A 14,680-nucleotide genomic window follows, 5' to 3' on the forward strand; every position below is an offset into this window, starting at 1 on the left:
GCTCACGCCCATCGGTCGCCCCGACCAACTCACCGGCATGCAGGAGCCGCTCGGCCAAAGATTCCAAGTCCACGCCGGCCGCTGCAGTTACTCGTCACCCGGAGGCTCCTCGACCGGAAACAGGATCGGACTGAGCAAGTAGCGAGCACGATCCGGAGCAGCCTCATTCACCAAGATGGGCAGGATCGCCGCACGCATTCCCGCGATCAGCTGCAGCACCTCGTCCGGGCTGAGCCACACCGCATGCTGGCGGTAGCCGACCAGATCCCGCACCGGGTCGACTCCCTGCCGATCGAGGTAGGCATTGAACTCCGCGATCAGTACGGCGGCCGCCGCCACGAACCCTTGTCGATGATCCTCGAGGCTCACCTGGGCGGCCTGCTCCGGCGTGATCGAGGCCCGGTCGGCCCGCAGCCGGTAGCGGCGTTCGGTCGCCCCGCGGACTCGCCGTTCCTCGGCCACCTCGAGGATCCCGCCGTCGAGCAGCAGATCGACATGCCGGTACAGCGTCGCCTTCGAAACGTCCGCGATGCGCTCACCGAGCTCAGCCGTCGTCAGCAGCCGGCCGCCGCGCAGCGCGTGCACGATCCGCAACCGGACCGGGTGCCCGAGGAGTTCGAGTGGACCCATGGCGCAACATTCTCACGCCATGCTACCTTTCTCAAACATTGAGAAAGGTTAGAGATGACCGACTGGACACCACCGCCGTACGCCGATCCAACGTCCTTCACCGAGGAGGAGATCACCCTCGACGCCGCCGACCGCCGTACCGGCGGCACGTTGACGCTGCCGCAGACTCCAACCGGCCGGGGCGTCGTGCTCCTGACCGGCGGCGGGCCGCTCGATCGCGACGAGACCAGCGGCCCGAACAAACCACTCAAGGACCTGGCGTGGGGCCTCGCATCCCAAGGCGTCACCGTCCTGCGGTTCGACAAGTTCACCACCGGCCACCCCGAACTGATGGGCGAACCTGGGTTCACGATGTCGGCCGAGTACGTGCCGCACGGCGTGGCCGCGGTGCGGCTGCTGCGGAGGTACGTCGACCAGGTCTTCCTCGTCGGCCACAGCATGGGTGGCAAGGTCGCGCCCCTGATCGCCACCGAGGAACCACGGGTCGCGGGCCTCGTCATCATGGCCGGCGATACCCAACCCATGCAGCACGCCTGCGTCCGCGTCATGCGCTACCTGCGCACCACGAACCCCGAGGCCGTCACCGATGAACTGGTCGACCAGTTCATCCGCCAAGCCGCCGTCGTCGACAGCCCCGACCTCAGCCTCGACACCCCAGCCGCAGACCTACCCTTCGGCGCCCCACCCTCGTTCTGGCTGGAGCTCCGCGACTACGACCCCGTCGCGACTGCCGCGGCACTCGACCGGCCGATCCTTGTCCTGCAAGGCGGCCGCGACTATCAGGTCACCGTCGCCAACGACCTCCCCGCCTGGCGCGAAGGCCTCCCCGCGGCCACCATCAGGATCCTCGACAACGCCAACCACCTCTTCATCCCCGGCACCGGGCCCTCCACTCTGAGCGACTACGAGCGCCCCGGACACCTGGACCCTTCGGCCGTGGCCACGATCCTCGCTTGGTTGCCCTCGGCATCGGAAATGCACGCGATGTAGCCGTCGGGCCGGATCAGCACCAGCGTGTGCTCGCCTGCGCCGTACGCATCGGCAAGATGACCTCCAGAGTCGACAACGTCGCCAGGCTCGACCGGCTCGTCGACGACCTGCAGGGTCCTGATACCAGTCGCGTCCAGCCGGTGCGCACCGAAGTTCAGCAGCGTGAACTGACCACGTCCGGTCAGGTCGAATAGACGACGTACCCCATCCACAGTCATCAGCTCGGTCGCATCCGGAGCGCGGTCCCCGGCGCGCAAACGGGCCGTCTCATCGCGGTCGTCCCACACCAGGGCGGATCCACGATAATTGAGGTTGAGCTGCTTCGAGTCCCCGTCGCTCCGTACCGGAATCCCCTTATCTGCAAGGGTTTGCGCAAGCCGAGCGTTCGACAACGCCAGTACGCCGGCCGCTACCGGCCGTCGCTCGTGCTCGTAGGTATCGAGTGGCGCACCCAGCGCAAGCTTCCACCCAAGGTTGTACGCGTCCTGGATGCCGGTGTTCATCCCTTGCCCACCAGCGGGTGAATGGATGTGCGCCGCGTCGCCGGCCAGGAACACGCGCCCCTCGCGGTACCGCTCAACCAGCCGGATGTTTGCCCGCCACAACGTGACCCACTCCGGTTCGCTCAGGCGGATATCGGTCCGACCGGTACGCCGTTCGAGCGTCGCCTGCAGGTTGGTGAGCTCCAGACCGGGATCCTGCCCCGGCCCGATACTCGCCTGGTACTGGAAGAGATCAGTCGAGGGCAGCGGGCACAGCATGACCATCCCTTCCCGATGCCGCCACATCTGCCACGCATCCCGATCCAGCCCGTCGACCGCGACATCGGCGACGATCATCCGTACGTCGTCCAGCGTCTCACCCACGAACGCGATCCCGGCCTGCTTCCGGACCACGCTGTGCCCGCCATCGCACCCGACCAGCCACTTCACCTCGACGGTCTCCGCCACACCATCCCGGACGACGACCGCCGCGACGCCGTCATCCGACTGCTCGAACCCACTGAGCGCCGTACCGAACTCCACTGCACCGCCGAGCTCCGCCAACCGCAGCCGCAGCGCCTCCTCGATCCGCCACTCCGGCGTGATCAGCCCCAACTGGTACGGCAGATCGGGCCGCTCCTCGACCGGCTCACCACCGCTCTCCGCGACCCGTCCATCGGGCCCGGTCGAGCGGATCGGCATCCCCACCCGTCCGTTGGCGAGCACCCGATCGACGATGCCGAGATCCTCGAACACCTCCAGCGTGCGCGGCTGAATCCCCTTCCCCCGCGATCCGGGCTGCGGCTCGGCCGCCGCCTCGATCAGCCGGAACGGCACCCCGCCCCGGGCCAGCACGCACGCCAGCGTGAGCCCCGTCGGCCCGGCGCCGACGATCAGAACCTCGGTCATCCCGATCCCCCTCTAGATAGTCATTCCTTTCTACGCCCAGTTGCCAAGAAAGGCAAACCTTTCTACGGTGAGAGGGTGACTCCACCCCGTCGCCGGTACGGCGCTGAGCTCGAAGCCGCCCTCCTCACGGCCGCGTGGGACGAGCTGATCGAGACCGGGTATGCGCGACTGACCATGGAGTCGGTCGCCGTCCGCGCCCACACGAGCGAACCCGTGCTCTACCGCCGCTGGGCCAACAAGGACGAGCTGGTCCTCGCCGCCTTCGAACGCCATCGCAAGGACAACCCGATCGAGGTCCCCGACACCGGCGCCCTACGCACGGACATGCTCGCCTACCTGGCGTCCGCAAGCCATGCCCTGGCCGGCTTTTTCGCGATCGCCACCGCAGCGACCTTCTCCGGCTTCCTGGTCGGCCGCGGCCTCACCCCCGCCCAGGTCCGCACCAAGGTCATGGATCCCGAGGCGCTCGTGCGATCCCGCGCCATCTACCAACGCGCCCACGACCGTGGCGAACTCGACCTCGATCACCTCGCCGACGCCGTACTGGATCTACCGTTCGAGCTGATCCGCCACGACCTGCTGATGCACCTGGAACCCCCGGGCCCCGCCCGCATCCGCGCGATCGTCGACGACGTCTTCCTCCCGCTGACTAAACAGCCTCCGACAGCAACTCCGAGCCGGCGCGGTCGTAGTAAGTGATCGTCAACGCCTGCGTGTCGAACGTCCACTTCTCGACCCCGGCCGCGGCGAACGCCCGCGACATCTCGACGTAGCCGACCGACTCCTCCTCGACCCGCTTGAGCTCGGCCAGGAACGCGTCCTTGTCACTACTCGGCGCCACCTCCAACACCTCATGGGCGGGTCCGGTCGACACCTCGTGCCCATCCGCGCCGACGTACGTCGTGTGCCCGTCGATCAGGTACGAGTCACTCGTGACCACCCCGATCTCCCGGAGCGCCTCCAGAAACGCGCCCAGCGTCGACGCCTTCCCCAACCGCTCATGAATCTCGTCGACCTGCTCCAAGGTGAACATGCCCTCAGTCTCCTAACGACAGGACGTAGTCGTCTACGTATATGCCCGTTTGAGCGTGACTCTCGGCCGCAAGACCCCCGAAATCGGCCACACCTCCTGTCCTTACGCACACGACACGCCGCTCAGCCAGGACCGCGTCGTACCGGGGCCAGCAGAGTAGGTGGATGCGCAGCTCACGGCGGGGCTTTCTGGGGATGGCTGTGGTCGCGGCCGCTGGTTCACGGATGCTGACGGCATCCGCCGCGGCCGACAGGTATCCGTCGAACACAGCCCTGTACGCCGACCCCGCACTGACCGAAGGCGTCGACTACGCGCGGCGCTTCCGCAGGCATGAGTGGTTCGACGACGACCTGACCCAGCGGTACGGCGTCCAGCGCACAGTGATGCTGGCGCCACACGGCGGCGGCATCGAGACCGGTACGTCGGAGCTCTGCCTGGCGATCGCGGGCTATCACCCCGCCACGCTGGAGCCGAGCAGCCCGGTCCACGACTACTGGATGTTCGAGGGCCTCCGCGCATCCAACAACGGCGAACTCCACGTCACGTCGACCAACTGCGACGACCACGTCGCCCGCGCGCTCGCTGCCGGCTCACTCAACGCCGTCGGTCTGCACGGATGCACGGCCGCCCAGGCCGGTCTCGCGGACGGGACTGAGGCCGTGCTGGTCGGCGGTCGCAACAACGCCTTCAAGTCGCGGCTGCTGACCAGATTGAACGCCGCCGGCATCCGGGCGATCGACGCCGCCTCGATCCCAGACCTCAACGGTGACGAGCCCACCAACCTCGCCAACCGCACCCTGCTCGGCGCGGGCGCTCAACTCGAGCTGACCACCCCGCTCCGCGTAGCGATGTTCGGCACCAACACTCGCGCCGACCGCAAGAACACCACCAAGCCGGTGTTCTGGGCCTTCACCAACGCCACCCGCGCCGCGATCGCCGACGTCGAAGCGACCCAACCGATCATCTGACGGGCAGCTCGTAGAGCAACTCCAGCCCGTCCTCGTCGTCCCACTCCTCACCTACATGCACAAACCCGTACTTCGCCACCGTCGCCAACGACGCAACGTTGCTCGGACTGATCGAAGCCCGCACCACCTGTACGGCGGCCTCCCCTGCCGCTCGCTCGAGCAGCGCCCCGAGCATCGCCGTCGCATACCCCTGTCGCTGGTACGCCGGATCCACCGTGTACCCGACCTCCACCATGCCGCGCTCATCCGGCGCCCCGTGAAACCCGGCGTACCCAACCACCACGCCCTCGGGCTCCGCAACCACCGCCCGCGCAATCCACCCCGCAGCCTCGGGCTCATCCTCCAGTTGCTTCAGCCGATAACCCCACAGCCACTTGGCCCGATCACCGACAAACAACTCACCCAACTCGACCCCAGCCGAAGCTCGAGCCGCCGCCAAATCCCCAGCCACCAACGATGCCATCACCGCGGGCGGCAACTCCACAAACCGAATCGCCATCCCCCGATCATCCAGCCCACGCCACCGGCTTGTCTTGTTTGTTGTTGCGACAACAGCTAGGTTTGTAGTCACGACAACAGTTGGAGCTCGGCATGTACACGATCGAAGCGGACAGCGTCATCACCGGCGACCTCACCGAGGTCTGGGCCATCACCTCCGACGTCGCAGGCTGGCCGAGCTGGGACCCGCACGAACAGGACGCGCGACTGGACGGCCCCTTCGCCGCAGGCTCGATCGGCTGGTCGAAACCACGATCCGGCCCGGGGACGGAATGGACGATCACCGAGGTCGAGCCCGAGCATCGCTGGAGCTCCGAGTGCCGGCTTCCCGGCGGGATGATGCGCGGCACCTCAACCTTCACCGCCGCCGGATCTGGTCAGATCCGCTGCCACAAGCTGATCACCATCACCGGGCCGTTGGTTCCGCTGTTCGCCCTGTACTTCGGGCGCCGCATCCGAGCGGACCTGACCCTCACCTGGTCCGCGCTCGAGCAGGAGATCGCCCGCCGACGCTTGGCTGCGGCGTGACACCCGACCGTCCCGACTCAGGCCCTACGGTCTCGACCGGGTTCTGGCTCCATCACGCCGCTCTCTCCTGGCGTGCACGGCTATCCGAAGCGCTCAAGCCGCTCGGGCTGACGCACACCCAGTTCCTGCTACTCGCCTCGGTCGGGTGGCTCGCCCACGTCGGCCCCGCGCCGACTCAGCAGGAGGTCGCCGCCGAGGCCGGTACCGATCGGATGATGACCTCCAAGGTCATCAGCACCCTCGAACAACGCAACCTGCTCACGCGCGAGCGCGACAACACCGATGCCCGGATGCTGCGTCTGCAACTGACCACCGAGGGGCGCAACCTCGTCCGGCGGGCGACCAAGATCGCCCGCGACATCGATCAGGCCGTCTTCGGTTCAGACTCCAGCGCCCTGCGGACCACCTTGCGCGGGGTCGCTGCCCCGGATTAGCGCGCGGCCGCGGCCACGCGCCGTACCGGAATTCTGTGTCACTAGGAGATCAAGGATCCCTGGGCCTGGATCTCTGCCTCGGGATCTACCGGCAGCACGATCTTGAACCAGGTCTCGCCGGGCTTGGAGTCGACCCGGAGGTCGCCGTGGTGTTTCTTCACGACGATGCGCCAGGAGATGTCGAGGCCGAGACCCGTGCCTTCGCCGATGGGCTTGGTGGTGAAGAAGGGCTCGAAGATCCGGGTGCGGATGTCGGCCGGGATGCCCGGTCCGGTGTCGCCGATCTCGACGACGACGTACTGGCCGTCGCGACGGGTGCGGATGGTCAGCGTGCCGGAGCCGTTCATCGCCTGGACCGCATTGTCGATGATGTTCGTCCAGACCTGGTTGAGCTCCGCGGCGTACGCCGGGATCTGCGGCAGCTCGGGGTCGAACTCCTTCACGACCGTCAGGCCGTCGAGCTTGCCCGACATCATCACCAGTGTCGACTTCAGCAGTTCGCGCAGATCAACCACCTGGTACGGCGCTCGGTCGATCTGCGAGTACTGCTTGGCGGCGCCGACCAGCGTGGAGATCCGGGTGACCGAGTCGTCGATCTCGTTCATCAGCGACTCGGTGTCGATCGTGTACATCAGCCAGCGGACAGCACCTTCGAGGTACTCGTCACCGACCGCCCCACGCACGCCCTCCATCCAGTCGGCGTCGAGGCCGACCGCGGCGAGCACCGGCGCGACGTCCCAGCTGTCACGGACTCCGTGGTCGTCCAGCCAGTCGGACAGCTCGTCCTCGGCGTCGCTCTGCTCCATGACGGACATATCGCGGGCCTTGGCCACGCGCTCGACCGCATCCTCTTGGATGGCGACGATCTTGTGCAGCTTGGTCGCGTCGAGCGTCCCGTCAGCCAGCATCGCCAGCTTGTGACGCATGCCGGCCACGCGCTGCCGCAGCGTCGCCGCAGCTCGGACCGCAGCCGCCGCCGGGTTGTTGAGCTCGTGGGTCAGACCGGCCGACAGCGAGCCAAGAGCCAGCAGCCGCTCACGCTGGCCGATCGTCTCGTTGCTGCGGCGGGAGCCCATCACGAAGCCCTCGATCAGGTGCACGGCCATCGGGAACCAGGTGTTCATCATCGTCGCCATCGTCCGGGCGTCGATCACGAAGAAGTCCGACGGCTCCAGCACGTACATCGACGTGTTGTACGTGTTGCTCTCCTCGTCACCGAAGAAAGCACTGAAGGCACCTGCGTAGACACCGCGCTGGGAGCTGCGGTTGGTCTCCACCTCTTCGCCCTGCAGCAGCTTGCACATCCGGAGCGTCCCGGAGAGCAGCAGGTAGCAGCAGGTCGCCTCCGCGCCCTCCTGGAAGACCCGCCCCTCCTCGACGTGGATGACGTACCCCTCGCGCGCGATCCAGTCGAGCTGCTCGTCGTTCAGTGCCTCGAACAGGAACAGCGTGCGCAGCTCGTCCCGAGTCATCCGGCGGAGTTCGCCGGTGTCGTTGTCAGCCACAGTCATCAGAGCATCTCCAGGTATCGGTGCACCAGGGTCACGGCCATCGCACCGTCACCGACCGCCGAGGCGACCCGCTTGACGGACTCGGCCCGCACGTCCCCGGCCGCGAAGACGCCGGGCATGCTCGTCTCCAGGTGGTAGGGGTCGCGGTCCAGGGCCCAGCCGGGTGGCCGTCCACGCAGGTCCGGTCCGGTCAGCACGAAGCCGCGCTCGTCGCGCAGCAGGTCGCCGGGCAGCCAGTCCGTCCGTGGGGCCGCTCCGATGAACACGAACATCCACTCCGTGTCCACCTCCCGGCTCTCCCCGGAGGCACTGTTGACCAGCGTCACGCGCTCCAAGTGTTCCGAACCCTTGCAGGAGACCACCTGCGTGCAGGTGTGCACCTCGATGTTGTCGATGCCGGCGATCTGATCGATCAGGTACGACGACATGGTCGCCTCGAGTGAGGGACCTCTTACCAGCATATGCACGCGTGACGCATGTTTCGAGAAATAGACCGCGGCCTGACCGGCGGAGTTCGCCCCGCCGATGATGTAGACCTCCTGGCCGGCACAACTCGGGCCCTCGGTCGTGGCGGCGCCGTAGTAGATGCCGCGGCCGTTCAGGTCGTCCATCCCGGGAGCATCGAGCTGCCGGTACGCCACACCGGTCGCCAGAATGACGGAGTGGGCAGAGATCTCGCTGCCGTCGGAGAACTTGAGTCGCCGAGCCGAACCGATCGTCTCGAGCCCAACCACCTGCCGGGCCGTCAGTAGCTCAGCACCGAACCGGACTGCCTGCCGCCGGGCCCGGTCCGTGAGCTGAGCACCGGACACCCCGTCCGGGAAGCCCAGGTAGTTCTCGATCCGGCTCGACTGACCAGCCTGACCACCAGTGGCGACCTGCTCGACCAGCACGGTCCGCAGCCCCTCACTGGCGCCGTACACGGCCGCACCGAGACCAGCTGGACCGCCACCGACCACTACGAGGTCATAGAACTCAGCTGCCGGGTTGGTGGCCAGACCGACCTTGTCGGCCAGCTCCGACTCGCTCGGCGCGACCAGCACCTCCCCGTCCGGCGTGATGATCACCGGCAGGGTCGAACCGTCCACACCGGCCGCTTCGAGCAGCCGCTTGCTCTCCTCGTCGTCCACACCGAGCCACTGGTACGGCACCGCGTTCCGGGCCAGGAAGTCGCGGGCGGCGAAGGAAGGGGCCGACCAGCGGTGGCCGATCACCCGGGTCTCGTCGGACGACACCGCCGGTGTCGACTTCCAGAGCTCCAGCATCGAGTCGACCACCGGGTAGAGCTTCTCCTCCGGCGGGTTCCACGGTTTCAGCAGGTAGTGGTCGAGGTCGACCACGTTGATCGCCTGGATCGCGGCGTCCGTGTCGGCGTAGGCCGTCAGCAGGACGCGGCGGGCGAGGGGATAGAGGTCCATCGCGGCCTCGAGGAACTCGATGCCGGACATCTGGGGCATCCGGTAGTCGGCCAGCAGGAGTGCCACCGGCTCGCCCCGGAGCTTGAGCTCCTTCAGGGCGTCCAGGGCCTGGCCCGGGGTCTCTGCCCGGACGATGCGGTTTTCCTCGGCATACCGCCGGCGGAGGTCACGGGCGATCGACCGGGAAACGCCCGGGTCGTCGTCCACGGTGAGGATCACCGGGCGGGAAGTCGACGCTGTCATGCCTCATTGATACCAGCGAAAACCCACAAACAGGCAGCGATCATCCACAGGCCCCGGTTCGGTCCGCGGGGGCGGGGCGCGGACCGAACGACGGGGCCGGGCTCACGGCTCCCGTTAGGGAAGGGCCGCAAGGTACGGGGCGTGGCTGTTCCGGAACTCCCAGTTGTAGTACTTGTCCCAGTTGATCGACCACGTCATCAGTCCACGGAACGCCGGTGAGGCGCCGCCCCGCAGGGTGTAGCCACCGCAGTTCTGGCCCTTGGCCAGACAGTCCACCGCCTGCTGTACGGCGGCCGGTGCGGTGTACCCGTTACCCGCACTGGTCGCGGCCGGCACACCGAACGCGATCTGGTCCTCCCGCAGCCCGGGGAACGTCTGTCCGGTGGTCCCGACCGGGAAGCCCGCCTTGACCATGTCGGTCATCGCGATGTGGAAGTCTGCGCCGCCCATGGTGTGGTACTGGTTGTCCAGCCCCATCACGGGACCGGAGTTGTAGTCCTGGACGTGCAGGACAGTGAGAGAGTCCCGCAGCGCGTGGATCACCGGCAGGTAGGACCCCCGGCGGGCGTCACCACCGTTCGTGCCCGGACCGTAGAACTGGTAGCCGATCTGCACGAAGAAGGTCTCCGGTGCCATCGTCAGCACGAACTTCGACCCGTACTTCGCCTTGAGCGACTTCAGCGCCGAGATCAGGTTCACCACGACCGGAGTGGTCGGGTTGCGGAAATCTGTGTCGTTGGGGTCCAGGTAGAGCGAGTGGCCCTCGAAGTCGACGTCCAGCCCGTCCAGACCCCAGCGGTCGATGATCGCGCTCACTGAGTTCACGAACGTGTCCCGGGCCCCAGCGGTGGTCAGCTGGACCAGTCCGTTCTGTCCGCCGATCGAGAGCAGCACCTTCTTACCTGCGGCCTGTTTGGCCTTGATCGCGGCCAGGAAGTCCGCATCGCTCTCGACGCTCGGGCACTCGCTCACCGGGCAACGGTTGAACCGGATGTCTCCGGACGTGGCCGAGGTCGGCTCCCCGAAGGAGAGGTTGATGATGTTCCACTCACTCGGTACGTCGGCCATCCGCAGATACCCGGAGCCGTTGGCGAAACTCGCATGCAGGTAACCGATCAACGCATGCTTCGGCAGCCCGGTGTTGGTACACCCAGTGGTCGTCCCGGACACCGCACCTGACTTGGGAGACTCCCCCACACTGTTGTACGCGGCAACGGTGTAGCTGTGGCTGGTGCACGCCGTCAACCCGCTGACCGTCGCCGTCGTACCAGTCACTGTCTGTACGACGGTCGATCCCTCGTACACGCGATAGCCGGTGACCGTGCCGGTCGCGGCGCCCCAACTCAGTCCGATCGCACTGTTCGTCGTACTGGTCACACTCGGCGCACCAGGAGCACCAGGCGCCCCTGGGTTGGAGGGACCGCCCGGCCCGTCCAGGTTGATGTCATCGGCCTGGTACGCCGGTTGTCCGTACCAGCCGTGGACGTAGATCTGGGCGGACGTCTGACTCGCCGTGGTCGTGAACGAGACGCTCAACTGCGTGTAGCTCGCAGCTGACGGCGTCCAGGTAGAGGAGCCGCCGGTGACGCCCAGGTAGACATAAGAGCCGCGCACCCAGCCGGACAGTGTGTACGCCGTATTGGGCAGCACCGTCACGGTTTGACTGCACTGGGCGAAGTCACCACTCGACACTGCACCGTTGAGCGCGAAGCCCCCGGTATGCACCGGACTGCTGACGACAGACCCGCCCGAACAGGTCCAGCCGCTCAGCGAGCCGGTCTCGAACCCTGGATTGGTCAGGATGTTCGCCGCCTGCGCCGTCTGGGCTCCGCCGACGACCACCAGCAGCAATCCGACGAGGACAGTCAGGAACCGTGAACGCCAGGAACGCATGGTGGACCTCCCGGGGGCGGTTGGGGTGCATTTAGTAGAGAGGCTTTATAACTCCGGGGTCAATGCGTTGGCCTGTCGGGTTGCCGTCCCTGTCCGATAACCGCCAGGTCAGGGCGGTCGCAGCAGGCTCAGGGCCCACAGCTGAGACACGGCCAGAACCGACCGCAGCGCGAGCACAAACCGTCCGCCCCAGGCGCCGGCAACCACACCGCGGCACTCGGCACCGGGTCAACAGCAGCGCTCGGGGCAACGACAGCAGTGTCGGCTCGGGGCACCGGAGCCGGGTCGGACCACCAGTGCAGCAAGGTGCGCCCGTCCGTGGCGTGCACGGCGAGGAGCGCTTCGATGCGATCCCAGCTGGAGGTGCTCGCCCAAGGCCCACGCCAGCGCAGCGCAACGGAGCCGTCGGACCACTCCACCCCCTCGGCCAGCGTGCCGGTCCCCCGCAGCCCGGAGGCGTCGGCATGCCGCACCAGCCGAAAGAGCCGAGCCTGCCGCCGCATCGTGTTCATGCCAACAAGAATTGCCCACCTGCGACCTGCCCCACCAGGTGTGAGCAGTGGGCTCCCCGAACAGCCCACACCTCCACGGAACCAGCCCACACCCCACAGCAGCCCACACCCCACAGCAGCCCACACGTCTACCGGCCCAACACCACCAGTTTTGTCGGAGAGGCCTTGTAGCGTTCACGCCACGCACCGCAACCACCAGGCGTACCAGCGAGCGGGCCGGAGGGCCCGCAGCACGAACGGGGGCGATCCTGTGACCGAGGCCCGGACCGAAACCACATCCATCACGGCATCCGGCAGGCCGGCGTTCGGCCTGCAGTTGAGACAGTGCAGGCAGGCGGCCGGCTTGAGCCTGCGCCAACTCGCCGGCCGCGTCGGCTTCGACCACAGCTACCTGTCCCAGGTGGAGCGCGGCCAGCGCCCGGGATCGGCCGACCTGGCGCGCCGCTGCGACGGCGAGCTCGGCACCGGCGACCGGCTGTCCGAGACCTATCGCCGGACCCATCCCAAGCCCCGACCCACTGCACCCGCGGTCCAGCCAGATCCACTGGCCGCCGCCTGGCAGCAACTGGCGGCCACTTGCCCGGAGGCAGCTGACTTCCCCGAGGCGGATTGGGCGGAGTGGCTCGGCGGTCTGCAGTGCCTCCCCGCAACGCAGCGGTTGCCCGAGCTGGTGCGTGAGTTGAGCGCGCTGCAGATCGGACGGCAGACAGCGGATGAGACCCGGCAGACAGAGCTCAGTCTCTCGATCGCGGAGACCCTCACCGCCTGCGGGCGCTCCGGTGAGGCCAGGCGCTGGTGGTGGGGCGCCCGACAGCTGGCCGAAGCACTCGGCGAGCCCGGGCTGCGCAGTCTCGTGCTCAGTCGCGAGGTGACCAGTGGGCTTGCTGAGGGGCGCGCGCTGCCGCAGCTTCTGATGCTGGCCGACGAGGCGGTGACGTTGGCCCAGCAAGAACCACTCCGTCCGGACTGGATGCTCAGGGCCCGCTCGGCGCGGGCACGAGTCCTCGCCGAGCTCGATCGTGTCGTCGAGGCACACGTGTTGCTGCCACAGGTGCTCAGCCACGCCAACGAGTTGCCTACGGCAAGCACCGGCGGCGGCTGGACGCCGTACGAGGTGCTTGCGGTGGAGGGGAGCGTCTGCGCGAGCCTCGGCTACTGGACGGCCGGTTGTCTGATGTTCGCGCGCGCACTGGAGCTCTGTCCCAGCGAGAGATTGGAGCAGCGGGCCCTGCTGGAGCTGGCGATGGCCGAGTGCTTCACCGGGAGTGGCCAGGGCGCGGCTGCGCTGGCGACCGCTATGCGCGTGCTGATCGAGCTGCCGGACGAGTGGCACACGACGTATGTGTATGCCGCTGCCGAGCGCGTGCTGACCAGCACTCGCAGGCGTGAGCCAGGGCTGACCGGCCTGCACGACCTCGAGCTGCTGACGGCTCGGCGCGCGTGGACCGGCCGCACTGTGGGCAGCGAGTCGTCGTGGGGCCGCGGTCGGGAGTAGCGTGCCGGGGGTGACTGCAGAAACGACGGCGAATGACGTGTGGGACTTTGCAGTGGAGCTGCGAAGCGATCCGGCCAGTGCCGAGGCACGGGAGGCCATCCTGGCCAACCCGACCTTCGGTCTGAAGTTCACCGACCACATGGTGGTGGCGAACTGGACGCTCGACGGCGGCTGGCACGACCAGAAGGTGACGGCGTACGCACCCCTTCGGGTGAGCCCGGCCGCCGCCGTACTGCATTACTCACAAGAGATTTTCGAGGGTCTGAAGGCCTACCGGCATGCAGATGGATCGGTGTGGGCGTTCCGGCCGGACCGTAACGCCGCCCGGTTCACTGCGAGCGCTCAACGGCTCGCACTGCCGCAGGTGCCCGAGGACGCGTTCGTTGCGGCACTCCGAGCACTGGTGACAGTGGACGAGGTGTGGGTGCCGTCGTCCACCGATGGTGAGACCAGCCTGTACCTGCGGCCGTACATGATCGCCACCGAGGCCGCACTGAGTGTGCGGCCTGCCCACGAGGTGCTGTTCGGCGTCATCGCATCACCGGCCGGCCCGTACTTCGACACTGGCCCCCGGCCCGTCTCGATCTGGCTGACCACCTCCACCGTGCGCGCGACGCCAGGCGGGACCGGGGCAGCCAAGTGCGGCAGCAACTACGCCGCCAGCCTCGTCGGCCTGGCGGAAGCCGTCGCGAACGGCTGTGAGCAGGTTGCCTTCGTCGAGGCCATCGAGCGCAAGTGGCTCGAAGAGATCGGCAGCATGAACATGTTCTTCGTGTACGCCGACGGCCGCATCGTCACCCCGGAGTTGTCCGGCTCGATCCTGGCCGGCGTCACCCGCGCCTCCGTGCTTGATCTGGCGGCCGACCTCGGGCATCAGGTGGAGGAGCGCCGGATCTCCGCCGACGAGTGGAAGGACGGCGTCCGGACCGGCGAGATCACCGAGGTCTTCGCCTCGGGCACGGCCGCCGTCATCACCCCGATCGGCCGCCTGGCCTGGCCGGACGGCGACCTGACCATCAGCGAGGAGACCGGCCCGGTCACCGCCAAGATCCGCGCTGCGCTGCTCGACGTGCAGTACGGACGAGTGCCCGACACGCGCGGCTGGCTGACGCGATTGGCGTAGTACTGCCGTTTGT

15 protein-coding genes are annotated in these 14,680 nt (G+C 67.6%); 7 read left to right on the forward strand and 8 right to left on the reverse strand.

Annotated features, from left to right (window positions below; genetic code table 11):
• Positions 1 to 87 precede the first annotated feature (87 nt).
• Positions 88 to 630, reverse strand: a complete 543-nt coding sequence (locus ACFVWG_RS33645; RefSeq protein WP_391547502.1) for a helix-turn-helix domain-containing protein — start codon at positions 628 to 630, stop codon at positions 88 to 90.
• A gap of 54 nt (positions 631 to 684) precedes the next feature.
• Here ACFVWG_RS33645 and ACFVWG_RS33650 point away from each other — a divergent pair, with 54 nt between their 5' ends.
• On the forward strand, positions 685 to 1,620 hold the full coding sequence (locus ACFVWG_RS33650) for an alpha/beta hydrolase family protein (protein ID WP_391547503.1): 936 nt from the start codon (positions 685 to 687) through the stop codon (positions 1,618 to 1,620).
• Here the strand turns inward: ACFVWG_RS33650 and ACFVWG_RS33655 are convergent.
• Complete coding sequence (locus tag ACFVWG_RS33655; protein WP_391547504.1) at positions 1,533 to 3,011, reverse strand: FAD-dependent oxidoreductase; 1,479 nt, start codon at positions 3,009 to 3,011, stop codon at positions 1,533 to 1,535. The two genes, ACFVWG_RS33650 and ACFVWG_RS33655, sit on opposite strands and share 88 nt — an antisense overlap.
• A gap of 75 nt (positions 3,012 to 3,086) precedes the next feature.
• Between ACFVWG_RS33655 and ACFVWG_RS33660 the strand changes: the two genes are divergently transcribed.
• Complete coding sequence (locus ACFVWG_RS33660; protein ID WP_391547505.1) at positions 3,087 to 3,710, forward strand: TetR/AcrR family transcriptional regulator; 624 nt, start codon at positions 3,087 to 3,089, stop codon at positions 3,708 to 3,710.
• On the opposite strand, the gene ACFVWG_RS33665 is transcribed toward ACFVWG_RS33660, so the two are convergent.
• Positions 3,661 to 4,044 carry a DUF1398 family protein gene (locus tag ACFVWG_RS33665; RefSeq protein ID WP_391547506.1) on the reverse strand — a complete coding sequence of 128 codons (384 nt, stop codon included), beginning with the start codon at positions 4,042 to 4,044 and terminating at the stop codon, positions 3,661 to 3,663. The genes ACFVWG_RS33660 and ACFVWG_RS33665 overlap by 50 nt on opposite strands.
• Positions 4,045 to 4,208: 164 nt before the next feature.
• On the opposite strand from ACFVWG_RS33665, the gene ACFVWG_RS33670 reads away from it, so the two are divergent.
• Entirely contained in the window at positions 4,209 to 5,012 is an 804-nt protein-coding gene (locus ACFVWG_RS33670) for a poly-gamma-glutamate hydrolase family protein (RefSeq protein ID WP_391547507.1), read from the forward strand.
• Here the strand turns inward: ACFVWG_RS33670 and ACFVWG_RS33675 are convergent.
• On the reverse strand, positions 5,005 to 5,511 hold the full coding sequence (locus ACFVWG_RS33675; RefSeq protein ID WP_391547508.1) for a GNAT family N-acetyltransferase: 507 nt from the start codon (positions 5,509 to 5,511) through the stop codon (positions 5,005 to 5,007). The two genes, ACFVWG_RS33670 and ACFVWG_RS33675, sit on opposite strands and share 8 nt — an antisense overlap.
• A gap of 92 nt (positions 5,512 to 5,603) precedes the next feature.
• Here ACFVWG_RS33675 and ACFVWG_RS33680 point away from each other — a divergent pair, with 92 nt between their 5' ends.
• A complete protein-coding gene (locus ACFVWG_RS33680; protein ID WP_391547509.1) occupies positions 5,604 to 6,038 on the forward strand; it encodes an SRPBCC family protein in 435 nt (144 codons plus the stop codon).
• Entirely contained in the window at positions 6,035 to 6,472 is a 438-nt protein-coding gene (locus tag ACFVWG_RS33685) for a MarR family winged helix-turn-helix transcriptional regulator (RefSeq protein ID WP_391547510.1), read from the forward strand. Before ACFVWG_RS33680 ends, ACFVWG_RS33685 begins: the two co-directional genes overlap by 4 nt.
• Before the next feature lie 41 nt (positions 6,473 to 6,513).
• Here the strand turns inward: ACFVWG_RS33685 and ACFVWG_RS33690 are convergent, their stop codons facing one another.
• The 4 genes from ACFVWG_RS33690 to ACFVWG_RS33705 form a co-directional block, all read right to left on the reverse strand.
• A complete protein-coding gene (locus ACFVWG_RS33690) occupies positions 6,514 to 7,983 on the reverse strand; it encodes an ATP-binding protein (RefSeq protein WP_391547511.1) in 1,470 nt (489 codons plus the stop codon).
• Positions 7,983 to 9,644 carry an FAD-dependent oxidoreductase gene (locus tag ACFVWG_RS33695; protein WP_391547512.1) on the reverse strand — a complete coding sequence of 554 codons (1,662 nt, stop codon included), beginning with the start codon at positions 9,642 to 9,644 and terminating at the stop codon, positions 7,983 to 7,985. The genes ACFVWG_RS33690 and ACFVWG_RS33695 overlap by 1 nt, the downstream gene beginning before the upstream one ends.
• Positions 9,645 to 9,758: 114 nt before the next feature.
• On the reverse strand, positions 9,759 to 11,537 hold the full coding sequence (locus ACFVWG_RS33700) for a chitinase (protein WP_391547513.1): 1,779 nt from the start codon (positions 11,535 to 11,537) through the stop codon (positions 9,759 to 9,761).
• Positions 11,538 to 11,665: 128 nt separating this feature from the next.
• A complete protein-coding gene (locus ACFVWG_RS33705) occupies positions 11,666 to 12,049 on the reverse strand; it encodes a hypothetical protein (RefSeq protein ID WP_391547514.1) in 384 nt (127 codons plus the stop codon).
• 250 nt (positions 12,050 to 12,299) lie between these two features.
• Between ACFVWG_RS33705 and ACFVWG_RS33710 the strand changes: the two genes are divergently transcribed.
• Positions 12,300 to 13,544, forward strand: coding sequence for a multiprotein-bridging factor 1 family protein (locus ACFVWG_RS33710; protein WP_391547515.1), 1,245 nt, complete (start codon positions 12,300 to 12,302; stop codon positions 13,542 to 13,544).
• 1 nt (position 13,545) lies between these two features.
• Positions 13,546 to 14,667, forward strand: coding sequence for a branched-chain amino acid aminotransferase (locus ACFVWG_RS33715; RefSeq protein WP_391547516.1), 1,122 nt, complete (start codon positions 13,546 to 13,548; stop codon positions 14,665 to 14,667).
• Positions 14,668 to 14,680 lie beyond the last annotated feature (13 nt).

This window comes from Kribbella sp. NPDC058245, from assembly GCF_042882005.1.
Lineage (GTDB): Bacteria > Actinomycetota > Actinomycetes > Propionibacteriales > Kribbellaceae > Kribbella.